This window comes from Thalassotalea atypica (assembly GCF_030295975.1).
GTDB classification, from domain to species: domain Bacteria; phylum Pseudomonadota; class Gammaproteobacteria; order Enterobacterales; family Alteromonadaceae; genus Thalassotalea_F; species Thalassotalea_F atypica.
Genome location: NZ_AP027364.1, coordinates 1,258,125 through 1,283,775 on the forward strand (window position 1 = coordinate 1,258,125; position 25,651 = coordinate 1,283,775).

Consider the following 25,651-nt stretch of genomic DNA (forward strand, 5'->3'; position numbering starts at 1 on the left):
ATGAATTTATTTAAGAAAGCTTCTGCAACAACGTTATTAGGTTTATTTACTGCTGCAATGTTTGTAACTGCACCAGCACAGGCTGAAGTCAACCCATTCGCTTCGGAAGACGTAGTTTCTATGTCTGTAGTTGCTGGCGGTGACAAATGTGGTGAAGGTAAAAAAGGCAAATGTGGCGAAGGCAAATGTGGTGAAGGTAAAGGTAAAGCCAAAGGTAAGTGCGGCGAAGGCAAATGCGGTGAAGGTAAAGCCAAAGCTAAAGGCAAATGCGGCGAAGGCAAATGTGGTGAAGGTAAAGCCAAAGCTAAAGGCAAATGTGGCGAAGGCAAATGTGGTGAAGGTAAAGCTAAAGGCAAATGCGGCGAAGGCAAATGTGGTGAAGGTAAAGCCAAAGCTAAAGGCAAATGCGGCGAAGGCAAATGTGGCGAAGGTAAAGGCAAAGGTAAAGCTAAGTGTGGTGGTTAATTTAATAACACACAGCTAGAGTGTCTATTTATAAAGGCGAGTGACTTATAAACAAAATAGTCTCTCGCTTTTTTATAGCAGCTAATTTATTTTAATATTCGCTAAGAATATTTTGCACTTATTTTCTTGATGTTGAGAGTAGTAACTTAAAAGTAGTCTGTCCTTAGAAACGACCATGCCTGGATAACTTGTGTCTCCTTGTGAAGGAAGAGTAAATAGACGATCTAGGGTTAATCTAGCGCTATTTACTAACCAAATTGAAGTCTTACAACCTTCATCCTTATTCCAGCTTCTTCCAGCGAGTATTATTTTACCTTTTACTTTTATCAATTTGGGTGCACCTACATAGTATCCTACGTCAGTCCATGACCAATCCTTGTAGGGCGCATTTGCAACACCGATTTGTGCTGTGCAAGTATCTGCATCACGCCTTAATACACAAAGAGCTGTCCCGTCATCCATAAATAAAATGTCACTTTCATTGGGGTATCCTTTACCATTTTTATCTAACCCAAAAATGTTATCATCTAAGAGTTCAAATGTTCGTCTTGGATCTCCATGATAGAGTTGAACACGGTTACTGGGGTAATAATACCCAATTCCGTAGGCCTTCTTATTGTGCCAGTTGAGACGCCATACCCACCAATCCGTATCGCCAAATTTCTTAGCAGTAGACCATGAAACACCATCACCACTAAAGCGAACCATATTCTCACCAATACGCTGTTTAGTATCCTCGATAGTTCGAACTGAATAATAAGAGAGTATTAATTTTCCATCAGGGGCATGAGAAAACTTTGGATCGCGAAGGTCCCTATTTGCTTCCCTTATAGTGGAGCATAAAGTCCATGATTTTCCATCTTCGGAATGTAATATTCTAATGAATCCCACATTAGAAACGTGCCTTTGTGCCTCTCTAAAAGAACAATAAAATTTACCATCGTAGAAGCAAAGATCTGTAAAGGCATTGTGCTCCCCTTTTTGCCATATGCAGTTGATTTCGGTGATGTCTAAAAAGTTTGACATATGCTCTCTATATAATCACTAGTAATTGAATCTAATGTTGGCGATAACTTACTCAAAAGTAAATAGTAGTAGGCGAAATCTATGACTTAGGAATAATTGTTTCAATGTTTTGAATTTATAAATCGGACAACTCGCTGCTTGAAATATAGGCTGTCATCTCTTTGTCATTTTAGTTACACAAAAAATACACATTATTTAAACATATTTGTCATTTTTCAGCCGTAGGATTACCGCAAAAATTTCTATAACACCATGTTTATATTAAACACTGCGGAGCAGGTAACAAAGATGCAAATAACAAAATTATTCAAAATAAGTGCAGTTTCAACTGCCTTGGTATTAGCGGGTTGTGGTGGTGACGTTAAGTTGTCATCAGAAGTAGATAACTCAGTTGGCGATACCATAATTAACAACCCAGCACCGACTAACCCAGATCCGGTAGTAGAGCTTCCTGGTAAGCCAAGTTCATCACTTTCCCAAGAAGTGAGTACAGCGATAGGGTTTGATGTTGTCGTACAAATCATTGATGGTCAAATCAGTGAAGATACAGAGCTACTTGCAGTTTCTGGCTCAACGCCAGTTTTCTATGCCATTGATGGTGCATTAGAAGTGATGGCGAATGCCACTTTAACAATTAATGAAGGTACAGTGTTGTTTGGTCAGTCAGGAAATGATTATGTTGTAGTTCATCGTGACGCGAAAATCATGGCGGAAGGCTCTAAAGAGGAGCCAATTATTTTCACTTCGCTACAAGATGTTAAAGGTCAAGACGCTACAGCAGGTCAATGGGGTGGTATTGTTATTTTGGGTAACGCTCCATCAAACAAATGTCCTACAGATGGCAGCGCATGTGCCCTTCAAATTGAAGGTGTTGCTGAAGGTGCTGTATTCGGTGGCGACAACTGGGAAGATGACTCAGGGTCACTTAAGTATGTCGTAGTTAAGTTTGCTGGTTTCGAAATCGCCCCAGATAATGAACTAAACGGTGTTACATTTGGTGGTGTTGGTTCAGGCACTACAGTTGACTACTTGCAAGTACACGCTAACGCTGATGACGGCGTTGAGTTTTTCGGTGGTGCAGCAAATGTTAAACATTTGGTATTAACAGGCAATAAAGACGATAGCATCGATTGGGATAACGGTTTCCGTGGCCGCATACAACACGTTTTCGTGCAACACGCTGCTAACGCTGGTGAAGCTAACCGCGCTATCGAAGCAGATAACGATGGTTCATCACCTGGCAAAGAGCCAATGTCTAACCCAACGATTTCAAATATGACAATCATGGGTAACAACTTCGATACGGCAGATAAAGATTCAGAAGGTATTTATCTGCGTGAAGGTACTTCAGCAAGCATCTACAACACAGTAGTAACTGGGCCTACTGAAATGGGCGAGTGTTTAGAATTCGAAGTAGGTCAAACAGTTGCTAACGCTGAAGCGGGTAACATCGTTTTCCAAAGTTCAACAATGGCTTGTAACAATGGCGAAAATTTTAAAGGCGCAGGTGATTTCGACCTTGCTACTTGGTTTTCTGCTGAAACAACGAACATGATTAGCACATCTATCTTAGTAGATGAGTCAGGTATTCCTAGTGCACAATCTCCTTTATTAGGTGCAGGCCAAGATGCATCAGCCGTAGATACGTGGTTTGACGCAACTGATTACCAAGGGGCATTCGACGGCACCAATGATTGGCGTCAAGGCTGGGCATTTGGTTTCGGTGGTGGTGTAATCACTGAACCGCCAGAAACTGAAGGTTGTCCTACAGGTACATCAGCAATTGCTCCAATCAATGGCAAAACAACGTGTGAAGTTTCAGGTGTTATCACTTCAGACTTAACGCTAACATCTGAAAACTTATACGCGCTAAGCGGTCCAGTATTTGTTGGTAACGATAAAGCTGACTCAGCAACACTAACAATTGAAGCTGGTACAACACTCTTCGGTCGCTCAGGTGGCGACTACTTAGTGGTTAGCCGTGATTCAAAAATTGAAGCTTTGGGCTCAGCTTCAGCGCCGATCATCATGACTTCTAGTGAAGATATCAACGGCATCGAGACGGGCTCTGGCCAATGGGGTGGTGTTGTCCTTTTAGGTAATGCACACTCTAACAAATGTCCTACAGACGGCAGCGCTTGTGCACTTCAAATTGAAGGTGTAGAAGAAGGAGCTGTATTTGGTGGTGATGATACTGAAGCTAACTGGGCAGACAATTCAGGTACATTACGCTATGTTGTCGTCAAGCACGCCGGTTTTGAAATTGCACCAGACAATGAATTAAACGGTATCACATTCGGTGGTGTGGGCTCAGGTACAACGGTTGAGTACATCCAAGTTCACGATAACGCTGATGACGGTGTAGAGTTCTTCGGTGGTGCAGTTAATGCTAAATACGTTGTTCTTACATCGAACAAGGATGACTCAGTAGACTGGGATAACGGCTTCCGCGGTAACATGCAATACGTACTTGTTAAGCACGATGCTAACGACGGCGAAGCTAACCGTGCAATCGAAGCAGATAACGACGGCTCTAACCCAAGCAAAACACCTCAATCTAACCCTACCATTGCGAACATGACAATCATCGGTAACGGATTTGATACAGCAGACAAAGACTCTGAAGGTATCTACTTACGTGAAGGTACTCGTGCGCAATTGCATAACTTCGTGGTAACAAACGCTGCTGGCGAATGCTTAGAGCTCGAAGCAGGTGTTACCGTTGACCAAGCAATCGCAAATCAAACAGTAATCACTAACTCGGTATTCGCGTGTGGCGAAAACTTCAAAAGCCAAGACAGTTCAACAGGCGCGTTTGACCTAATGGATTGGGTATTAAACATCAATAGTGATAACAGCACAGAAGCCGGCATTACAGACGTAATAAACGGTATCTACACAATTGATACAACAACACCATACAGCTTCGGCGCAGATGCTTTCTTTGACAATGCTAATCACATTGGTGCGGTATCTGAAGACAACGATTGGACTGAAGGATGGACTGTAGGTCTTGAATAGGTCTTCCAACTTATTGCCAGTGAATTTGTAGGCGGCATTAGAAGTACTCATTTACATTTGTAAACTCCGTGCTTCTGCTGTGTCTACGAACTCACTGACTTCAATTTGAAATACCTAACGTCTAATTCTAATGACGTGTTCATTATTAGGCGATTCTCGTTCTATAACTAGCCCTTTTTCAGGGCTAGCCATTCTAAAGAGGTTAGAAATGAACACTAAATTAAAGCACTTTGGATTATCGAGTTTAGCGGTAGCCGTGCTATCGGGCTTAACCGGTGTCCAAGCCAGTGCACAAGAAGCTGACGACGAAGCGATAGAAGAAGTCGTAGTAAAAGTCAGCCGTTTAAAGGGCACTGCCAGTGCTGTTATTGAAGAGCGCAAAAACCAAGCGTTCGTAGCAGACATCTTAGGTGCAGAACAAATATCTCGTACCGGTGATAGCGACGCAGCTGCGGCATTAAGACGTGTTACAGGTCTTACACTTGTTGACGGCAAATTTATTTACGTGCGTGGTTTAGGTGAGCGTTACTCAAGTACGCAACTAAATGGAGCAGCAGTTCCATCTCCAGATCCTACGCGAACCGTTATTCCTTTGGATTTATTCCCTTCTTCAATTATTGAGTCGTTATCTGTTCAAAAGTCGTACTCGCCTTCTATGCCTGCGCATTTTGGTGGTGGTAACGTCGATATACGCCTGAAGTCTATCCCGACTGATTTCTTGTTCAATATCGCCGGTAATATTGGCGGTAGCTCTGAAAACAGTAACAATGGTCTGAGCTACGAAGGCGGTGACGATGATTGGTATGGTATTGATGATGGCACACGTGAAGCGCCATCTGCATTAAAGCAGTTATGGCGCAACTACAATAATGTGGGTGAATTGTCTCAAGAAGACAACCGAGCAATCGCTGCTGATTTGTATAAGGATTATGATCCTAAGTCCGAAAATCCAGATCCTGATTTTGGTTTAGACTTAACCGTTGGCAATCGCTTTGAAGTGGCGGATTTTCGATATGGATTCTTAACCGCTCTCTCATATGATAACGAGTGGCAAGTATCTGAGGAATATGAAGGCCAAGACTACGTGCTACAACCTTCTGGCGAATACGATTTAGTGCGTGGTTTTGATGATGTTGTTTCTACTGAGCACTCAGTTAGGTGGTCAGGCATGTTCAACTTTGGTGTTGAATACATGCGTGATCATAAAATCGATTTTAGCTCGACAATACTTCATGACACACGTGATCAAATCAAAGAGAAATTTGGTAATACAAATAACGTGTTGATCAGCGATGGTTTGCGTGTTCGTGATGTTGAAGTGGCGTATGAAGAACGTGAGTTGATTGTCAATCAAGTTCGAGGCCAGCATAACTTTCCTGATTATTGGTTTATCGGTGTTGACTGGAAATATTCTGATTCACGTTCTAATCGTTATGCCCCAGGTAATATTTCAACTCGTTATATACTAGCGGATGAAAATGAAGACGGCATCTTTGATGTACAAAACGAAAGTTCATTAAGAAATGCGACTACGGCATCAAGGTATACCTTCCAAGATCTTGATGATGATGTCGAAAACGCAGGCTTTAATGTCTCTTTACCGCTGACTTTTGACACTACAGAAATTGAGTTGAAGACAGGTGCTGATTATATCGAGAAAACGCGTGAAGCTTTTGCGCGTCGTATCGATGTTAACACCTTAGCATTTAATAACCTTGATTTAACGGGTTATGAAATGAACGAAATCTTAAACGATGATGTTGTGTTAAACCACCCATTAACAGGCAGTGAGCGTTTGATTCGCGATACCTCTGTTGCCGGTGATGATTACTTGTCAGCACAGAAAATTGATGCGTACTACTTTGAAGCTGACTTTTTCTTCGATAACACGTGGCGCGTAAGCGGTGGTGTTCGTTGGGAAGACTTCAGACAAGTGGTTGCGCCACTTGACCCTGCAACCGGTCAGTTTGATATTCCAGCAAACCCTACAGAAGAAGACTTGGCTGAACTTGCGTTCCAAGAAGATGATGTATTTGGTGCATTAGCCTTAACCTACATTCTTGACGACACCATGCAATTTCGTGCGTCTTACGGTGAAACAGCTATTCGTCCTGATATTCGTGAGGTTGCACCAGCGACTTACATCGATCCATTAACTGAGTTCCCGATCGGTGGTACGCCATCGGTACGCAGCACCCGTATTAAAAACTATGATCTTCGTTGGGAATGGTATTTAGACACCGGAGAAAACGTGTCAGTAGGTTTATTCTACAAAGACATGGAAGATCCGATTGAATCAGTACAATCTCCTGCACAAGATGGTCCGCCACTTATTCGTATCGCCAATGCAGAAGAAGGTGAAGTGTATGGGATTGAAGTAGAATTCATGAAGGATTTTGCTTTTATCGGTCCTTTCTTAGGTATGGATGGTAATGACTTCTTTATGTCAGGTAACGTGACATTAAGTGATTCTGAAATCAATATCGATACGCAAAGTGTTGTTGATCAAACAGGTGTATCTACTACCATCACTAACCCAAGTCGCCGCATGACAGGTCATTCTGAATATGTCATTAACTTAAACCTTGGTTATGACCACCCAAATGGTAATCACACCGCTACACTTGCATACAACGTGTTTGGTGAGCGTATTATCATTCCTGGCATTGATGAGAAAGATGATGCTTACGAGCAACCATTCCATTCACTAGATTTGGTGTACACCTACTACCCAACGTTTGCGACAACGCTAAAGTTAAAGGTGCAAAATATCTTGGATGAGACAAAGGAAATTGAATTTGAAGATACGTTATTACGCAGTGAAACGCGTGGTATTGGTTTCGATCTTTCTTTTAAATGGGAGTTTGATTAACCCATCTTAAGGTAATTGAATTTTCAAAAAGGCTACCTCGGTAGCCTTTTTCAATTTTAACTAGCAATGCAATGTGTAGTCTACTAAATGGCTATGTTCTTAAAATGGCAAGTATGACATTTATTTAAAGAGCGTAAGAAAAACGTCACCTTAATGTCATTTAATAAACTTGACACATTGCTGAAACCTATTTGTCACATTAGGTAATTAAACTTTGCTCATCTTTTATAAAGCCCCCTTTTGCTTATTGTTGATAGCTGAATAAACACGATACGCAAATAATTAAATAAAGGTTTAATTATGAAATTGTCTAAACTGGCACAAGCTAGTTTGCTGATAGGCACTACTAGTCTATGGGCAGGCACTGTTGTTGCTGAAAACTCACCGCAATTAGAACAAGTTGTTAATGCGGGTCAAGAAATCAACCAATCTGCTGTTAAATCTCAGCAAAAAATTGACAAAATCGCGGATCAAATCCAATCAAAACTACAGCAATTCAACGTTGTAAACAAAGAAGTTGATGGCTTAAACGTTTATATCAGCCAAATGCAAAAACAGGTTGATAACCAACTATTAGAGCTGGCGCAAATTTCTGAATCAATGGAACAAGTCAGCATCATCGAACGCCAAATATCACCATTGATGGCACGTATGATTGATACGTTAGAAGTGTTTGTTTCACTAGATGTCCCATTTTTACCTGAAGAACGCTCAAAACGAATTGCATCGTTAAAATCTATGATGGAAAGAGCTGATATCGCTGTATCTGAAAAGTTCAGACGCGTGCTAGAAGCCTACCAAGTGGAAGTTGATTATGGCCGTACTATCGAGGCCTACTCCGATAAATTGGCGTTAAACGGCAATGAAATGGACGTCGACTTCTTGCGTATTGGCCGCGTGGCGTTCGTCTATCAAACACGTGATGGCGCTAACTCAGGGTTATGGAATAGCAAAACTTTATCATGGGATGAGTTAGATGCTGGCTATAGAACTGATTTGAACAAAGCGTTGCGTATTGCTCGTAAGCAGCTTGCCCCTGATTTGGTGATTGTGCCAATTAACGTTTCTGAATAGTCACGGAGTTTACAGTGAAAAAGTATCTATCTACCTTATTTACTACAGCGTTAGTTGTATCATCAGCGTCTGTATTTGCTCAGCAAGCTTCAACACTTGACGAATTATTAGCACAACTTGCAGAAGGAAGAGTGGCGCAAACTCGACAAAATAAGCAACGTGAAGCTGACTTTGTAGCCAGAAAATCAGATCAAGATAAGATTTTGTCTAATGCAAAAAATACGCGAAACGATCGAATTTTAGAAAGTACGCGCTTGGAAAATAAATTCCAAGTGAATGAATTGGCGTTAGCAAACAATCAAGATGCATTGAACAAGCGTTTAGGTGAATTGAAAGAGTTATTCGGTGTATTACAACAAGTCGCTGGCGATACCAAAAGCAAGTTTAAAAATTCCGTTATTTCTGCACAAATCCCAAATCGCGGTGAATTTTTAGATGAGTTCGCACAGTCTATGGGCTCATCTTCAAAGCTAGCGTCCATTGAAGAAATTGAAAAAATCTGGTTTGAATTACAACGTGAAATGACTGAAAGCGCTAAGATTTCGAGGTTTGAACGTGAGGTTGTATTAGCTGATGGCACTAAAGAGCAAGCTCAAGTGACACGTATTGGTAATTTCAACTTAGTTGCTAATGGAAAGTACTTAGAATACATCAACGAAACAGGCAGTGTTGCAGAGCTTATTCGTCAACCTTCAGGTCGTTATCTTGGTACTGCACAAGACATGACTAATGCAAGTAACAGCCAAGTGGCATTTGCACTAGACCCAACAGGAGGGTCAATTCTAAGCCTATTAGTGCAAGCGCCTGATACGCAAGAACGTATCGATCAGGGTGGCCCTGTTGGTTATGTCATACTAGCAATTGGCGTTATTGGTTTACTTATCGCTATCGAACGCTTTTTTTCACTTTACCTCATTGGCGGTCGAGTTAACCGTCAGTTGAAATCAAAAACTGTCTCTAATGATAATCCGTTGGGTCGGGTGCTAGCCGTTAAAGACATTAACAAAAATGCTGATTTAGAAACACTTGAATTAAAATTGTCAGAGCGAATTTTACAGGAAGTACCTAAGCTCACTTCTCGCTTAACCATGATTAAAATCATATCGGTTGTAGCGCCGTTGATCGGCTTATTGGGAACGGTTACTGGTATGATAAATACCTTCCAAGCGATTACATTGTTTGGTACTGGCGACCCTAAACTAATGGCTGGTGGTATCTCTCAAGCACTTGTTACTACTGTACTCGGTCTAGTCGTCGCCATTCCAATGGTATTTATCTCAACCATGCTAAACACCAGAAGCCGCGGCATCATCAATATTCTTCAGCAACAAAGTGCAGGCATCGTTGCTGAAAGAGCAGAGCAAGGAGCATAACCCATGACTTTATTCATCGACATGATGAATAGCATTCGTGAGTTTCTCGACACGGGCGGTCAAGTATTGACCGTCATTGCCGGTGTCATTTGCTTGATGTGGTTATTGATTTTTGAACGTGTCTATTTTTACTTGAAAACCTATCGTTCAATAAAACAAAGCATTATTGCTAACTGGAACAGCCGAACTGAACGTTATTCATGGAATGCTGAACATATTCGAATGGCCAATGTTTCAAGAGCATCTGAGCTACTCAACCAGAACGTAGCACTCATTCAATCATTAGTTGTACTTTGTCCATTACTAGGACTGCTAGGGACGGTAACGGGCATGATCCAAGTGTTTGATGTGATGGCCATATCAGGCAGTGGTAATGCCCGTTCAATGGCATCAGGCGTTTCACGGGCAACTATTCCTACGATGGCAGGTATGGTTGGTTCGTTATCTGGTGTATTTGTTGTCACATGGTTGCAACGCACATCAAAACGAAGAACAGAGCTTCTCGAAGACAATCTTCCAATGGCTCATTGATTTAAATTTAGAAAGAACAGGAACGTAAAATGCGCTCTCAATTAGCAAAAGTTTTACAAGAACAAGAAGAAGTCGAAGAAATTAACATGACGCCAATGCTGGATGTGGTCTTCATTCTATTGATTTTCTTCATCGTGACCGCTTCATTCGTTAAAGAAGCAGGTATTGAAGTTAACCGCCCAGAAGCGGCAACCGCAGTTAAAAAAGAACGCGCCAATATTTTAGTCGCGATTAGCGATAAAGGAGAAATTTGGATCAATAAACGTCGTGTTGACGTGCGCGCCGTGCAAGCAAATATTGAACGTTTAAAGGCTGAAAATCCACAAGGTACGGTTGTTATTCAAGCGGATAAAAAAGCAACTACAGATATCTTGATCAAAGTGATGGACTCTGCAAGAGCCGCTGGTGTATTTGATGTTTCAATCGCTGCACAAGAGGCTTAAATCATGACAACGATCGCAATGCCTGAGTCCGGAATTTCAGCCATGCTAAAACGCTACGTACCGGCATTAGCATTTGCTATTGTCGTGACGCTGTTTTTACTCGTGGGCATGAAAACCCTAATTACTGGTGGGAATGACGTATTAACTGAGCCACCAAGAGGTAATGTGCTCGACTTTATACGTTTAAAAAGAGACGAAACGGTACAAAAGAAAGCGCGTAAACCGCAAAAGCCACCCAAGCCTGCAACACCACCACCGCAAATGCAGCCACCACAAATGCAGCAAAGCAACCCGAATAGTGATGCGGTAAGTACATCATTTAATGCTGATATTGCTGTAGATGCAGGTTTAGCTGGTGGCTTAAGCCTTGAGAGTGGTGATGGTGACTACTTACCGATTGTTAAAGTTGCACCGGTTTACCCTCGCAGAGCACAATCGAGAGGAATTGAAGGGTACGTTATTGTTGAATTTACCGTGTCAAAAAATGGCTCAGTAAAAGATGCTGTTGTGATTGAAGCAAGTCCTGAAAGTATTTTCGATCGTGCGGCGTTAGACGCAGCATTAAAGTTTAAATATAAGCCACGTGTTGTCGACGGTGAGCCGATGGAAGTTGCTGGCGTACAAAATAAAATCAGCTTCGAAATTGACGGTTAGGAGAATAGAACATGGCTAAATCTACAATAATTAACGCGTCAGTCGTTGCCATAATGCTATACACATTTCCTTTATTAACAAGTGGTGTGCTAAACAGCGGACATGTTTTTGCGGCAGAAGCTGAAAAACGCGTCGCTAAAAAAGTGCCCGCGATGAGGAATCGGGTTTATACGCAATTGGCAAGGGCGCAGCAAATTGCCGATGGCGGCGATAAAATTCTTGGCTTTGAAATTCTTGACGAAGTGCAAGATCGTATTGAACAACTAAACAGTTACGAGAAAGCTATGCTATGGAACTTTTATGGTTTCATGTATTACGGTAACGAAGATTTAGATAATGCCATCAGCAGTTTTGAAAATGTTATCGCACAAGAAGCAATTCCGGATACTTTGTACACCTCTACTGTATATTCGTTGGCTCAGTTAGCAATGCAACAACAAGACTATGTAAAGGCGCTGGGTTTTCTTAATCAGTGGCGTGCGAACAATGACAAAGTGTTAAAATCAAGTCAGCATATTTTGTTTGCACAAGTTCATTATCAAAACAAAAACTATAGTGAAACGTTGGCACATGTTAACAATGCGCTTGCGCTCTCTAAACTTGAAGGTGCTCAGCCTAAAGAGAATTGGTTAATTTTGCAAAGAGCGGCTTATTTTGAGCTCAAGCAACCAGAAAAAGTAACTGAAGTGATGGAAGAATTGGTTCGATTATATCAAAAGCCAAGTTACTGGTTACAGCTTGCTGGCATGTACGGTGAAATAGGCCAAGAGCAAAAACAGCTTGGGACTATGGAAACAGCATGGCAAGCGGGCTTTGTCACCAAATCGAGTGATATTGTTATGCTTGCTCAATTGTACTTGTTTAATAAGCTACCTTATAAAGCCGCTACGCTATTAGATGATGCCATAGCGCAAGGCTTAGTTGTCGCAGACGAGAAGCGTATTCAGCTATTGGCTCAGGCATATACCATGGCCAAAGAAGATCGGAAAGCAATTCCTGTTTTAGTCAAAGGTGCCGAAATAGCGGATAACGGATTTTTTGATGAGCAACTGGCTCAAACCTATCTAAATACGCAACAATGGAAGCTAGCCATTGATAGTGCCAAATTAGCGATCAAACGTGGTGGTTTGTCTAACGAAGGTAACATGCACTTAGCTTTGGGCATGGCACACTTTAATTTGCAAGAGTATGGAGAGTCTATTACTGCTTTTGAGTCAGCTAAAAATCACCGAGAAATCGCTAAAACAGCTACCCAGTGGGCTAACTACGTAGAAAAAGAACAGAGTAATAAACAGCGTTTAACAATGAATTGATGGTTAGTAATGTTGAGAGAGTTCCATCGCAGGGGGAGTGTATCTGTCATGAAAGCAATACTATGGTAAATTTTATGATACTTGTTACATTCCTTGCTTTTGTCAGACATTGCTTTGGCCTGAGTTATGCCAATTAAACCGTGTTTATTGGCTATGGTACCTGAGTGCAGCACCTCTTTATTTGCATAGCATGTTGATACGTAGTAACCACGAAACTTACTTTATTATTCCAATAGCTTAGAATTGATAAAGTTGCTGCTACCGATAAGATTTTTCACAGAATTGCGTCAGCGCAATTGGCCTCGAACGAGATATACTTTAAATTTAAACTGGTATACCAGTACTTAATTTAGACATTAAAATTTTATTAAAAAAATACGAAATTTTTATGAAAAAATGATTGCAAAAACGGAGGTCGTTATTTCATTGGGGTCGCATTTGTTATCCACAGAAATTGTGGAAATGTAAATGGCGTACTTTTCTGTGGATAAGTTTGTTGAAAAAGTTCTGTAAGTGTTTGATTATCCACAATGCAGAAGAAGATATGTAAAAATACTCAGTAGTATGTTCGATAAAAAATCAATGTGTAGTCTTTTTATCCAATATTTTTTGAATAAAAACCGAATTATCCACTTGTTGATGGTTTAAGGGGACATTATTGCTCTGTCCCCCTTGTTTTTTAAGGGTTTTCTCGTGATATGTACTCAGGGATGACTCTAACAGTTTTAATCATATTATCTCGAACGTCTACGATTTCAACCGGATATCCAGCGATACGGACACTCATTTTTGCTTGTGGAATATCTTCAAGGTATTCAACTATCAAGCCGTTTAGCGTCTTCGGGCCGTCTGTGGGTAAATGCCAAGACATCTCTTTATTTATGTCTCGAATTGTCGCACTGCCATCAATCAAATAGGTGCCATCTGGCTGTCTGTGGACCTCATCGCTAGGAGTAGGTGTCATCGTCGTCGTAAAGTCGCCTACAATCTCCTCTAGAATGTCTTCTAGTGTTACCAATCCCTGTATGTCACCATATTCGTCAACCACAATGCCTAACCTTTCTTTTGCATGCTGGAATTTAAGCAGTTGAGTATTCAAAGGCGTACCTTCTGGGATGAAGTATAGCTCTCTGACGGCACGAATTAATGTAGCTTTAGTAAATTGGTTTTTTGACAATAGTTTAAGTGCGTCTCTGACATGAACGTAACCCACCACGTCATCAATACTGTCTCGATAAAGAAGCACGCGCGTGTGATTAGATTGTGTTAATTGTTTTTGTATTTTTTTCCAATCATCATTTATATCAATGCCTACTAACTCACTTCGAGGGATCATGATGTCTTCGACGGTGACATTTTCTAAATCTAGAATACCAACCAGCATATTTTGATCACGCTCGGGTAAAAAGGCGCTTGATTCATTTACCACAGTTCTTAACTCTTCTGTACTCAAGCTATGTTGCTCACGTTGTTCAGAGCTGATCCCTAAAAGAGACAAAAAACCATTGGTGATCGCATTGACCATCACCACAACGGGGTAAAGCAATTTAAGTAAAGCGCCAAGGATTATTGAGCTCGGAAATGCAACTTTCTCAGGATATAGTGCCGCGAGGGTTTTTGGTGTGACTTCAGCAAAAATCAGTACAACCAGTGTCAGTATAAAAGTTGCGTAAACAACCCCTACATCACCTAACAAACGCATGCCGATGATAGTGGCAATGGCAGATGCTGCAATGTTGACTAGATTATTACCGATTAAAATTAAGCCAATCAGCCTGTCTGGACGTTCCAGCAGTCTACTAACCCGCTTGGCGCCTTTATGTTTTTGTTTTTCAAGATGCTTTAATCGATAACGATTAAGCGACATCATACCGGTTTCTGAGCCTGAAAAATAAGCAGAAATAAAAATGAGTATGCTTAATATTATAAAAAGCACACTAGTTGAAATGCTGTCCAAAAAAGGGATCCCATATAGCTAAACACATTGAATTTAGAATGAATTTCTAAATTCCACTCTCCGTTATACCTTAAAAAGGATTACAAGAGAAACTCTTTCACAAATCTACTACCAAAGTATGACAATGTTAGTATTGCTGTGGCTACTACCGTCAAAGTTAACACTCTATGTCCACGCCACCCTTTTCTGAAATGTCCCCAAAGTATGACGCAATACATGATTAATGCTACTAATGATAGTATCGTTTTATGCGCACTCGTTTTTGAAAAAAATGCATCGATAAAAATTATTCCGGTTATTTCAGTCGTTAATAGGCATAAAGTACCAATCCCCAAAATAATAAAGAGTTGGCGTTCTACTAGCATTAATGGAGGTAAGTGATTTAATACGGCTAGATTTTTTTCTTTCAACTTCATATTTATGTATGCCACCTGAAAGCTGTATAAACAAGCAATAACGAGCACACAATAGGCTATTAATGAAAAAGTAATATGTGTTACAAGGCCAATTTTACCTGCGGTAAGTGGAAGGGAAGATACCTCCGGCATAAATAACGTCGCTAGTACCCAAGTGCCGGCAAAACCGTAGGTCACTGGCATTAGTAAATTAATTCTATATTTTAATGCAGACAACGTGATTAGTAGTGTAATCACCAATGATACTAAGGTCACGACATTCGGTAGATTGAAATTCACTTGCTCTGCTGTGAACAATAAGTTTGTTGTTATCAACACATGCGGAATGATGGCACAGCAAGCAAAAAATAAGACGAGTATGTGTCGAGGACCTTTCTCATGAAACAATCGGGAAACAATTGAGAAGGTTGCTGCAAAATAGCAAATTGCCGCAATCAATGTAGTCATTTGGATAAAAGTCACTCAGTGCTCCTGCCTGAAAAATTTAATATTTGTCTCTGTTTTTTGGGATTTTATCAGATAAATAAATTTACACCACGATATAACATTCAATCTTACGATCTAGATCAGAAAATCTTTTTTCTTAATGGCTTAAATGACAGTATTACCAACGCTATTGCGCAGGTATAACCAACCCAAAGCGGCACAATTTCGTGGCTATGCGCCATTTGTTTACCTATATCAATGTCGAAGACGCTGACCCCCCAATCAAGCCCGTAGCCAAATAAAATGGCGCATGAACTAATACCAAGTAAATACCTTATTAATACGGCTTTACCCATTTCATTCTTAATCACACCAAGGGTTGATATGTTAGTTGCAGGCCCTGCCATCATAAAAACCAATGCTGTACCGGGGGACAAACCCGCTAATATAAATCCAGCAGCTATAGGGGTCGAAGCTGTTGCACAAATGTACATGGGTATAGAAATAGCTATCATCACTAACATGGCGATTAAACCGCTACCGTATGAAGTCAAAAAGCTTGTCGGAACAAATGTCCTAACCAAGGTAGCAAACAATAAGCCTACGAGTAACCACTTAACCAAGTCATCTATGAGCGTTGAAAAAGCATATTTAATTCCGGTGATTGTTTTCGCCCATGCACTCGGTGGTGCAGGTTTAGTTGCACAACAATTTGATTCTGTGATTTTTTTTTGGCTTGTGCAGCAGCTTTTGGAAGCCACAGCTTTTTTACTGAGGGTGTCATCTGTTGTTGAAACAATTAACCCTGTTGCAATTGCTGAAAATATTGCCGCAAAAGGTCTGTAAATGGCGAAAACCGGACCGAGCAATGCGTATGACACAGAAATGGAGTCAACACCCGTTTCTGGTGTAGCCACCAGAAATGAAGAGGTGGCTGGGGCTGAAGCGCCGCTGCGTCTTAATTCAGTTGCAACGGGTATGACACCACACGAACATAAGGGCAAAGGAGCACCGAAAACCGCCGCCTTAACTACAGCCATTTTTCCGCTACCTAAATGTTTGCTCAATATTTGGCTAGGTAACCAGGATTTCATTAAACCAGCAATCAGTAGCCCTAGTAGCAGCCAAGGGCTGGCTTCTACCGCTAGCGCTATTAAATTTTCAAGCAATAACATTGTAACTTCCACTACTTGCCTCAATAGATAAGGTATTATTCAATACATTGCGCTAGCGTAGCATAATTAGCTTTGCAATGTTCATTGTCAGCAATTTGAAACCTGCTTATTTTATTTATAACGTATCAAGGTATAATGCTTGCAATTATATCTTTCTATTACTTTGATTGAGACATTCATGTTTGAGAATCTTTCCGATCGTTTAACCAGAACACTAAAAAATATTAGCGGCAAAGGTCGCCTAACCGAAGACAACATAAAAGAAACCTTACGAGAAGTGCGAATGGCATTACTCGAGGCGGATGTTGCCTTACCGGTAATACGTGAGTTTATCAGTAAAGTTAAAGAGAGAGCTGTAGGCCAAGAAGTTTCTAAAAGCTTAACGCCAGGCCAAGTCTTTGTGAAGATTGTTCGCACTGAACTAGAAACGGCAATGGGTGAGAAAAATGAAGCCCTTGATTTAAAAGCCACACCACCAGCAGTAGTGTTGATGGCGGGTTTACAAGGAGCGGGTAAAACTACCTCAGTAGCTAAGCTCGCTAAATTTTTAAAAGAACGTGAAAAGAAAAAAGTACTAGTTGTCAGTGCTGATGTCTATAGACCCGCGGCAATTAAGCAACTTGAAACATTGGCTACAGAAGTCGGTGTTGAGTTTTTCCCTAGTGATATCAAACAAAAACCTGTCGATATTGCTAAAGCAGCAATCGATCATGCCAAAAAAGGCTTCTTTGACGCATTAATTGTTGATACCGCAGGTCGCTTGCATGTTGATGAAGGCATGATGGGCGAAATCCAAGCGTTGCATGCGGCAATTAACCCAGTTGAAACGTTATTTACTGTTGATGCCATGACAGGTCAAGATGCGGCAAACACCGCCAAAGCCTTCAATGATGCGTTACCGCTAACTGGTGTTATCTTGACCAAAACTGATGGTGATGCACGTGGTGGTGCTGCGCTGTCTATTCGTCATATCACAGGCAAGCCGATTAAATTTATGGGTATCGGCGAAAAAATTGATGCGCTTGAACCTTTCCACCCTGATCGCGTAGCCTCACGTATTCTTGGTATGGGCGACGTGTTGTCACTCATCGAGGAAGTTGAGCAAAAGGTTGATCGAAAGAAAGCTGAAAAACTTGCTAATAAAGTTAAATCAGGAAAAGGTTTTGATTTAGAAGATTTTCGTGAGCAGCTTGTGCAAATGAAAAACATGGGCGGCATGATGGGGATGATGGATAAATTGCCTGGTATGGGCAATATGTCAGATCAGATCAAAGGTCAGGTCGATGACAAAGTGACTGTCCAGATGGAAGCCATCATCAATTCGATGACACCAGCTGAAAAAGCCCGACCTGAAATTATCAAGGGCTCTCGTAAAAGACGCATTGCAGCAGGCTCTGGTACACAAATCCAAGACGTAAATAAATTGCTTAAGCAATTCACCCAAATGCAGAAAATGATGAAAAAAATGTCTGGTAAAGGCGGTATGCAAAAAATGATGCGCAGCATGAAGGGAATGATGCCTCCTGGTGGTATGGGTGGTATGGGTGGCATGGGCGGAGGCGGTATGTTCCGTCGATAGTATTTAATTGTTCAATAGTTAAAGGTAGCCTCTGCTGCCTTTTTTAATATTCAGATATCAGTCAGGTTAATATGTGGTTTAGATACTGTGTTGCTGCTATGGCTTTAGCAGTCTCGATGAATTGTACTTCGTTTGCTGCGAGCAACAAGCCAATAAAGATAGTCGTTTCAGCATCAACTCATGAGCCATATTTATTTGAAGATGGTGATCATGGGTTAACTATTGATTTGCTCCTCGCCATGAATAACGTACAAAGTGACTTTCGATTTGTTCTTAAACGGATCCCAGCCAAAAGAGTCTTCCAGTCAATTGAGCAAAACTGGACGGATATTGTCATGTGGGATAACCCCGTGTGGGGGTGGAAGCTGAAACATAATATTATGATCTCACACCCTTTAAATGCTGAAAAAGACAGGTTTATAGCGCTCAAATCTAGTACCCGTCAACAAGATTACTTTGATGACTTTTCAGGGAAACGTATTGTCTTGGTCAATGGTTATCATTATCAGTTTAGAGAAAAAGATAATGATAAGTGGTTTGAAGACCCTCAGTACTTGCCAATCTTCGTAAAAACAGAGCTTGCCGCTCTAAAAATGCTTATCACAGAAAGGGGGGATATTGCAGTGGTTAGCGAAAGTACGCTGAATTGGTTTGTTTATAGTAACCCAGACAATAAAAATAAATTACTTACCTCTGAACGTTATGACAGGGAATACGAACGGTATTTTATTGTGCCGCAAAAGGCTCAAATTTCATCAGCTCAGGTGAATGCGATATTAGAAACCTTGTCTGAGTTAAAAATCTTAAATGAGTTATATGCAAAGTATGGTTTAAATGCACCTACATATTAGCGTTAAACATATATTAAAAAAAAGAATTCAACATAATTTTATTGGGTTCAAACGGAAACAAGTGCGTAGTTACTTTGTTGAGTCACACAATGGGCGTGTATTGCCACCCGCCGCAATAACAAAACAGCTCTCTAGATAAAAAAGAATGAATTTAGGTCATTTATCTAAGGATTATGCTTTGATAGACATAGATAGCTTGCATTTAAGCTCAAAAAGCGTAGAATACGCGAGCTTTTCTGTCCCTAAGGGAACAGGAAGTGTCTGGAAATTCGTTTTAACATTAAATTAAATAGAGGGCGATATGGTTACCATTCGTTTAGCTCGTGGTGGCGCTAAAAAGCGTCCATTCTATCAGGTAGTTGTTGCAGACAGCCGTAATTCTCGCGATGGTCGTTTCATCGAGAAAATAGGTTTCTTCAACCCTACAGCACAAGGTCAAGCAGAGAAATTACGTTTAGACCTAGATCGCGTTAACCATTGGGTTAGCCAAGGTGCTGCAGTATCTGATCGTGTGGCTAAATTAGTTAAAGATGCTTCAGTAGCAGCTTAATTGATTTAGAAAGTTTTAAGGGCAGTTAGTGAGTAATATGGAAAAGAAAATCCTCCTAGGTAAAGTAGGCGCTGTTTACGGCATCAAAGGTTGGCTGAAAATCCATTCATTTACTGATGTACCTGAAGCTATTTTTGACTATACACCTTGGTCATTAAAATTAGGTGGTAAAGAACAATCAATAGAAATAAGTGATTGGCGTAGACATAATAACGGTTTAATAGCTAAATTCTCTACAACAGAAGATCGTGACCAAGCTCAACGCTTTGTTGGATCTGAAGTTTTCGTTGAAGAAGATCTATTACCAGAATTACCCGAAGGGGAGTTTTACTGGCGTGACTTAATTGGCATGGCTGTTGTTACTGATAAAGGTTACGACCTTGGTCAGGTTTCTGATGTAATGGAAACTGGCGCGAATGACGTATTGGTTGTTAAAGCGAATCGAAATGATGGGTTTGGTAAAAAAGAAAGGTTAATCCCTTATATTTTTGACCAAGTCATTGTGTCGGTAAGCAATGAAACAAAACAAATTTGTGTTGACTGGGATCCAGGTTTTTAACTCGTGAATGACAGCGATTTAGCTGACAGCAAGCTGTGGGTAGGGGTGATAAGCCTTTTTCCTGAAATGTTTGATGCAATCACAGAGTATGGGGTGACCGGCCGAGCTATTCGTAAAGGGTTGATTGAATTTCACAAGTGGAATCCGAGAGACTTTACCCATGATAAGCATCGTACAGTAGACGACCGACCTTATGGCGGCGGACCTGGTATGTTAATGATGGTGCAACCTTTACGTGATGCCATAAAAGCTGCGCGAGAAAAAGCTCAGTTAGCTGGCAAACAAGCAAAGGTCATTTATTTATCGCCTCAGGGACGGAAATTAGACCAAGTCGGTGTAAGTGATTTGGCACAGCATGACTGCCTGATATTCGTAGCAGGTCGTTATGAGGGCATAGATGAACGGATCATAGAGTCAGATATTGATGAAGAATGGTCGGTTGGTGATTACATTTTAAGTGGAGGAGAACTCCCCGCCATGAATGTAATCGACGCAGTAGCGCGTTTTATACCCGGGGTGCTTGGACATGAACAATCAGCAGAGCAAGATTCTTTCTCTGATGGTTTACTCGATTGTCCACATTATACAAGGCCAGAAGTACTAGAAATTGCAGATGACGCGATGTCGGTACCGAAAGTATTGCTAAGTGGAAATCATGAACACATAAGGCAGTGGCGACAATTTCAGTCTCTAGAAAGAACTTGGCTTAGACGACCAGAACTTTTAACTGACCTAGCTCTGACGACTGAACAGTTGAATATGCTTGAGAAAATCAAGTCTTCGGCCTCAGATCGTGAATCCTAGGAAAGAAGGTAATTATGAGTAATATTATTAAACAGCTCGAACAAGAGCAAATGAAGACTGACTTACCTGCGTTCGCGCAAGGTGATACAGTTGTAGTACAAGTTAAAGTAAAAGAAGGTGATAAAGAACGTCTTCAAGCATTTGAAGGTGTTGTAATCGCTGTTAAAAACCGTGGCTTACATTCTGCATTCACTGTTCGTAAAATCTCGAACGGTGTTGGTGTTGAGCGTGTATTCCAGACACATAGCCCATTAGTTGACTCAATTGAAGTCAAACGCCGCGGTGATGTTCGTCAAGCTAAACTTTACTACTTGCGTGAGCGCTCTGGTCGTTCTGCACGTATTAAAGAGAAATTGGCGAAGAAGTAACTTTTACACTTGTAAAAAGTTTTACTTTTACCCGAGAAAAAGCCCAGTTTTATGCTGGGCTTTTTTATTGCCCGAATTTTCCGATCACTAACCATCATTCAAGTACACTTGCAGCGCATCGCCTGCCGATTCACAAATGTGTCAAAATAAGCCTTCACGTAATCGCCGTTTTTTACCCTTTGATGTCGTTAAATATTGCTTTATTGTTTGAGCACATGACTAAATTTCTAGGCTTATAATAATCTGTCGGCAACAATGTTGACCTAGTATTTAATATCCATTCAAAAACTACGCTCATGAATTACAACCAAATTAATTTGAAGTGGCGTAATTAGCGCAAGTAACATATTAGGTGATTTGTCGAACGCCAACTTACTTTTTAATAGCCTTTAACACTACAGCTAGGACATTCATAATCTAGGATTTTTCTATTTTTAACCATATTTAGATTTTTAATAAGATTATATTTACTTATGTTTTCATGATTAGGCTCTCTTTAAAAAGGACAGCTAAATGAAATTAAACAAAATAATCGTCTCTCTATTCTTATCAACAAATAGTTCTGTGCTTTATGCAAATGAGAAGGGCAGCGAGTTAATTGAGCCCATGATGGTTACCATTCCCGCAGGTAGTTTTCAAATGGGGGATATTGATGAAGAAGATGCTCAACCTATTCATAATGTGACTCTACCTGAATTCAGTTTAGGAAAATATGAAGTAACGGTAAAAGAGTTTCGCCACTTCGTCGAAGAGACTGGTTATAAAATGCCCTCTGAATGCACCCATCAACTAAATGGTTGGTTTAGTTATGGCAAGACCGATGGTACGTGGGAAAATAATTCTCTCAATACTAATGATTTTCAACCGGTAAATTGTATTGGTTGGCAAGCGGCCAATGCATATACCCAATGGCTAGCAAAAGAGACAGGTCTTCCTTATCGTTTACCGAGTGAAGCAGAGTGGGAATATGCGGCTAGGGCAGGCACCAGCAGTAAATATTATTTTGGTGATGACCCTGAACAATCTTTAGTTTGTGAATATGAAAATACCGCCGATTTAACGGGTGAAAATATTTTGCAACGGGATAGCAATACCAGCTATGTGAATTTTTTCAATGGTAAATCAAGCTGTGTTGATCACTCGGCTTATGCAAGTATCGTTGGCATGTATAAATCTAACCCTTTTGGTTTGCATGATATGCTCAGTAACGTGGTTGAGTTTATCGCTGATTGTTATAAAGATAATTATAAAGGGGTGCAAAATAATGGTCAGCCGTGGACAGATCAAGCCTGTGAATACCGCGTTGCACGAGGTGGTAGTTGGCATTGGAATACGTTTCCTGTTGGCCGAAGAGGTGCCTTGGGTGAAGACTTTGTTGGCGCAGTGGAAGGGTTTCGAATTGCGCTAGATGGTGTGCGCCCAACTGTATCTAGCAACACTAAGAAGTTTGTCAAAGAACTAAAAATCGCTCAGCGCAGTGAACAATTAAAACGTGATGCTATGCTGCCTTACCCTGACAGCGTTAAAAACTTAACCATAAATCAAGAAAAAGGCCTTGTTATTTTGAATTGGGACAAGAGCTTGCAAACTGATATTGAGAGCTATCGTATCTACAGAAATGCGGCTAGTGGAAGCACTTTTAAGCTATTAGCGGCAAATATAGTTGGAACGACTTTTAAAGACGCCAATATTGACCATCATCGATACGAATACACGGTTGTCGCGGTTAGACAACATCAACAAAGCGACTACAGCAACACAGTAAAAACTCAAGCGCCGTGGGTACACGCACCAGGTAGAATAGAAGCCGAAGCCGCGGCTGAGTTAAGTGGCTCTAGCGTAGCAAGAACCACTGATATTGATGGAAAGTATAATTTAACTGGGCCTGGTGGTATTGGAGATAAAGCGATAGTGGACTATCAGCTTGAGGTAGCCCAATCAGGAAATTACAACCTCAGTTACCGTGTGGCTGCACCACGAGATACTGAGGGCTTTACTCTATTAGTCAATGGTAAAGAGTTAGCAGTAGAAAAAGTAACTAAAACCGGCGGGTACAACGAATGGCAAACTCAAACGGGCGCTGCAATTTACCTTAAAAAAGGCAAAAATAAGCTGACGTTACGTTCACGTGATAAAAACTGGAAATTAAACTGGCTAAACCTTACGCAGGCGTAGTTATAGCGTGGTACTAAATAAAGGCAGTAATATGGCTGCCTTTACTATTTTTTTCAGCTTTTAACGTGGCGTTATAAGTTCAATGCTAACAACTTTTCTTTATTATTACTTCGCCAATAGGATGTCGCTTTTTCATCGATGTATTGTGAATAAAAATCATAATTTACTTGAGTGCTTTTTGTACTGCACATCAGTAACGCTATTTCTAAACTAAGATAAGTATTCCCCGCCAACTCCGCTTGCTCAAAGGTCCGTTGCGCATGATTAATAAATGCATCATTATTTTGCTGTGCTTGTGCTAACAATGTTCTCAAGTAGGAGTTCTGTGCATTATCTTTAGTAATACCATTGACAAGCGTTTGAGCTTCAGAGAGACGGTTTTGGCTTATATAGTATTTCATCAATTGCTGGCGACTGTTTTGTGCAGCCCAGAAATCAGGTGTTAAAGTGGCCAACGCTAATACTTGTCTTAAATGGGGTTCTTTATCTTGTATGCTTTTAGCAAAAATAGCGTAGTGGTATGGCACTATGGCAAAGTGATAACTAGGTAATTGATAAGCCTTCATCTTATTTTCAGCTTGCCTTAAATAGAGGTATTTATCATCTTCTTGATGATTCTTATGTGCCAAAACAGATAAGTAAGTTAACGCGCTTAGTTCTCGCTGTTTATCTTTGGCCTCAAAAGCCAACTGTGATGACTTAAGGAGGCTTTCCTTGATTGCTTGATAATCAGCCTTATTATGATCTATCCAAGATTGCGCAAACCATGCGTCTGCTTGCCGGTTTAAATCGTTAATTTTTTCAAACTGCTCAATTGCGCTGGCCAGTTTATGGGCACTTAAATCGAATAGCTCTTTACGAGTTAAAATTTGACTTTGAAAGAGTAAAGCATTGCCTATATATTGTGTTTTACTTTTTGAAACAGAAATATTTTCCAGTTTATTCGCCATCACCATAGCTTTTTCAAGCTCTCCCATTCTTATGTAAGTCTCGATCAGTTGGCCAAGGATAATGAGATCATTTGGTGTTTGTTGGTGAGCAATAGATAAGTTTGCTTGTTTAATCTCTGGAGTTTGAGCCTTATTCAGCAGATGATAAATAACCGGTCGCTGCAAATGTTGTTGAAGCTGATTTATCACATCTTGCTGATCAACACCTGAAAGCTGACCTTGCCAATCAGCAAATGGACCTTTTAAGATAAAATCAATATACGTTTGTTTTTTTTGGGTACGAATAGAGCCAGATAAAACTAATGGGTGTTCTTTTGCCAAAAGTGGATATTCGAACTCCGTTGATGCCTGAAATTGTGTGGTATTTAACTGAGGTAATTCGGTAAAATCAAAATGCTCATTATCATCAAGTATAGCGGCCTTTCCTCCTTGCTGGTCAGTTATCGGGACATACGCAATTTTAATAGCAAAGCTTTTCTCTTCTTGAGCTGGCGCCAATATTAAATAAATCACAGCAATGGTAAATAAAGCTAAACTAGCTAGTGCAATGGCTAGCTGGGAATTTCGGATTTTAGGCTGTGGTAAAGTACATGCTTGTGGCTTTACTTCAGTTGAATTTATATCACTTTGCGTCCAATTAGCATCAGATTGAATAGAATAAGCTTTGAGTTGCCATTGATAACCTCGTTTCGAAAAGGTTTTAATTGCTTGGTTGCCCAAAAGACTTCTCAGATGACTAATACTCTGAAAAACAGCTTGTTCCGATACAACTTTGTCTTGCCAAACATGAGATAAAATATCTTCTTTACTAAAGACATCATCCGAATGCTCAAGCAGTAGCTTTAGTACTTTGGCTTCATTGTGTCGTATAGCCAAGGGCTCATCATGTTTTTTAAGTATTAAACTTGTACTGTCAAATTCAAAATTATCAAATTTATAACGCATTGTTTTTATTAGAACGGATCCCTGATTCTTTCCTCACTCATATCTTAACTTATTAACTGACAAAGAGAATCCTAAAATAAATTCACCGTATTAAAATGAGTATAAATATAAAGGTAGATACTTT

21 protein-coding genes are annotated in these 25,651 nt (G+C 40.5%); 16 read left to right on the forward strand and 5 right to left on the reverse strand.

The window, feature by feature from the left end:
- Positions 1-465, forward strand: coding sequence for an HvfA family oxazolone/thioamide-modified RiPP metallophore (locus QUE03_RS05895; protein WP_286266102.1), 465 nt, complete (start codon positions 1-3; stop codon positions 463-465).
- Between the two features lie 81 nt (positions 466-546).
- Here the strand turns inward: QUE03_RS05895 and QUE03_RS05900 are convergent, their stop codons facing one another.
- The gene (locus QUE03_RS05900) at positions 547-1,173 is read right to left on the reverse strand and encodes a hypothetical protein (RefSeq protein ID WP_286266105.1); all 627 of its coding nucleotides are present in this window, start codon (positions 1,171-1,173) and stop codon (positions 547-549) included.
- 606 nt (positions 1,174-1,779) lie between these two features.
- On the opposite strand from QUE03_RS05900, the gene QUE03_RS05905 reads away from it, so the two are divergent.
- The 8 genes from QUE03_RS05905 to QUE03_RS05940 all read left to right on the forward strand — a co-directional run bounded on the left by QUE03_RS05905 (position 1,780) and on the right by QUE03_RS05940 (position 12,772).
- Positions 1,780-4,512, forward strand: coding sequence for a beta-helix domain-containing protein (locus tag QUE03_RS05905; RefSeq protein WP_286266107.1), 2,733 nt, complete (start codon positions 1,780-1,782; stop codon positions 4,510-4,512).
- 208 nt (positions 4,513-4,720) lie between these two features.
- Positions 4,721-7,384 (forward strand): TonB-dependent receptor domain-containing protein, encoded by a 2,664-nt coding sequence (locus tag QUE03_RS05910; protein ID WP_286266108.1) that lies wholly within the window; start codon positions 4,721-4,723, stop codon positions 7,382-7,384.
- Positions 7,385-7,684: 300 nt separating this feature from the next.
- Positions 7,685-8,458, forward strand: a complete 774-nt coding sequence (locus QUE03_RS05915; protein WP_286266110.1) for a DUF3450 domain-containing protein — start codon at positions 7,685-7,687, stop codon at positions 8,456-8,458.
- A 14-nt stretch (positions 8,459-8,472) separates the two neighbouring features.
- Positions 8,473-9,831 (forward strand): MotA/TolQ/ExbB proton channel family protein, encoded by a 1,359-nt coding sequence (locus tag QUE03_RS05920; protein ID WP_286266112.1) that lies wholly within the window; start codon positions 8,473-8,475, stop codon positions 9,829-9,831.
- A 3-nt stretch (positions 9,832-9,834) separates the two neighbouring features.
- Positions 9,835-10,362 carry a MotA/TolQ/ExbB proton channel family protein gene (locus QUE03_RS05925; RefSeq protein WP_286266113.1) on the forward strand — a complete coding sequence of 176 codons (528 nt, stop codon included), beginning with the start codon at positions 9,835-9,837 and terminating at the stop codon, positions 10,360-10,362.
- A 29-nt stretch (positions 10,363-10,391) separates the two neighbouring features.
- On the forward strand, positions 10,392-10,805 hold the full coding sequence (locus QUE03_RS05930) for an ExbD/TolR family protein (RefSeq protein ID WP_286266116.1): 414 nt from the start codon (positions 10,392-10,394) through the stop codon (positions 10,803-10,805).
- Positions 10,806-10,808: 3 nt separating this feature from the next.
- The gene (locus QUE03_RS05935) at positions 10,809-11,459 is read left to right on the forward strand and encodes an energy transducer TonB (protein ID WP_286266118.1); all 651 of its coding nucleotides are present in this window, start codon (positions 10,809-10,811) and stop codon (positions 11,457-11,459) included.
- 11 nt (positions 11,460-11,470) lie between these two features.
- On the forward strand, positions 11,471-12,772 hold the full coding sequence (locus QUE03_RS05940) for a tetratricopeptide repeat protein (protein ID WP_286266119.1): 1,302 nt from the start codon (positions 11,471-11,473) through the stop codon (positions 12,770-12,772).
- Between the two features lie 679 nt (positions 12,773-13,451).
- Here QUE03_RS05940 and QUE03_RS05945 read toward each other — a convergent pair.
- The 3 genes from QUE03_RS05945 to QUE03_RS05955 form a co-directional block, all read right to left on the reverse strand.
- Positions 13,452-14,729 carry an HlyC/CorC family transporter gene (locus QUE03_RS05945; RefSeq protein WP_286266120.1) on the reverse strand — a complete coding sequence of 426 codons (1,278 nt, stop codon included), beginning with the start codon at positions 14,727-14,729 and terminating at the stop codon, positions 13,452-13,454.
- A gap of 80 nt (positions 14,730-14,809) precedes the next feature.
- The gene (locus QUE03_RS05950; protein WP_286266123.1) at positions 14,810-15,607 is read right to left on the reverse strand and encodes a cytochrome C assembly family protein; all 798 of its coding nucleotides are present in this window, start codon (positions 15,605-15,607) and stop codon (positions 14,810-14,812) included.
- 104 nt (positions 15,608-15,711) lie between these two features.
- Positions 15,712-16,746, reverse strand: a complete 1,035-nt coding sequence (locus QUE03_RS05955; protein WP_286266124.1) for an SO_0444 family Cu/Zn efflux transporter — start codon at positions 16,744-16,746, stop codon at positions 15,712-15,714.
- Between the two features lie 178 nt (positions 16,747-16,924).
- Between QUE03_RS05955 and ffh the strand changes: the two genes are divergently transcribed.
- The 7 genes from ffh to QUE03_RS05990 all read left to right on the forward strand — a co-directional run bounded on the left by ffh (position 16,925) and on the right by QUE03_RS05990 (position 23,632).
- Positions 16,925-18,325: a signal recognition particle protein gene (gene ffh / locus QUE03_RS05960; protein WP_286266126.1), complete on the forward strand. Its 1,401-nt coding sequence runs from the start codon at positions 16,925-16,927 to the stop codon at positions 18,323-18,325.
- 116 nt (positions 18,326-18,441) lie between these two features.
- Complete coding sequence (locus tag QUE03_RS05965; RefSeq protein ID WP_286266128.1) at positions 18,442-19,176, forward strand: substrate-binding periplasmic protein; 735 nt, start codon at positions 18,442-18,444, stop codon at positions 19,174-19,176.
- Between the two features lie 301 nt (positions 19,177-19,477).
- The gene (gene rpsP, locus QUE03_RS05970) at positions 19,478-19,726 is read left to right on the forward strand and encodes a 30S ribosomal protein S16 (RefSeq protein ID WP_286266131.1); all 249 of its coding nucleotides are present in this window, start codon (positions 19,478-19,480) and stop codon (positions 19,724-19,726) included.
- A gap of 37 nt (positions 19,727-19,763) precedes the next feature.
- The gene (rimM, locus tag QUE03_RS05975; RefSeq protein ID WP_286266133.1) at positions 19,764-20,285 is read left to right on the forward strand and encodes a ribosome maturation factor RimM; all 522 of its coding nucleotides are present in this window, start codon (positions 19,764-19,766) and stop codon (positions 20,283-20,285) included.
- Between the two features lie 33 nt (positions 20,286-20,318).
- Positions 20,319-21,089, forward strand: coding sequence for a tRNA (guanosine(37)-N1)-methyltransferase TrmD (gene trmD / locus QUE03_RS05980; RefSeq protein ID WP_286267770.1), 771 nt, complete (start codon positions 20,319-20,321; stop codon positions 21,087-21,089).
- A gap of 14 nt (positions 21,090-21,103) precedes the next feature.
- On the forward strand, positions 21,104-21,457 hold the full coding sequence (gene rplS, locus QUE03_RS05985) for a 50S ribosomal protein L19 (RefSeq protein WP_286266136.1): 354 nt from the start codon (positions 21,104-21,106) through the stop codon (positions 21,455-21,457).
- A 513-nt stretch (positions 21,458-21,970) separates the two neighbouring features.
- A complete protein-coding gene (locus tag QUE03_RS05990) occupies positions 21,971-23,632 on the forward strand; it encodes an SUMF1/EgtB/PvdO family nonheme iron enzyme (protein ID WP_286266139.1) in 1,662 nt (553 codons plus the stop codon).
- A gap of 71 nt (positions 23,633-23,703) precedes the next feature.
- Here the strand turns inward: QUE03_RS05990 and QUE03_RS05995 are convergent, their stop codons facing one another.
- Positions 23,704-25,527: a winged helix-turn-helix domain-containing protein gene (locus QUE03_RS05995; protein WP_286266141.1), complete on the reverse strand. Its 1,824-nt coding sequence runs from the start codon at positions 25,525-25,527 to the stop codon at positions 23,704-23,706.
- Positions 25,528-25,651 lie beyond the last annotated feature (124 nt).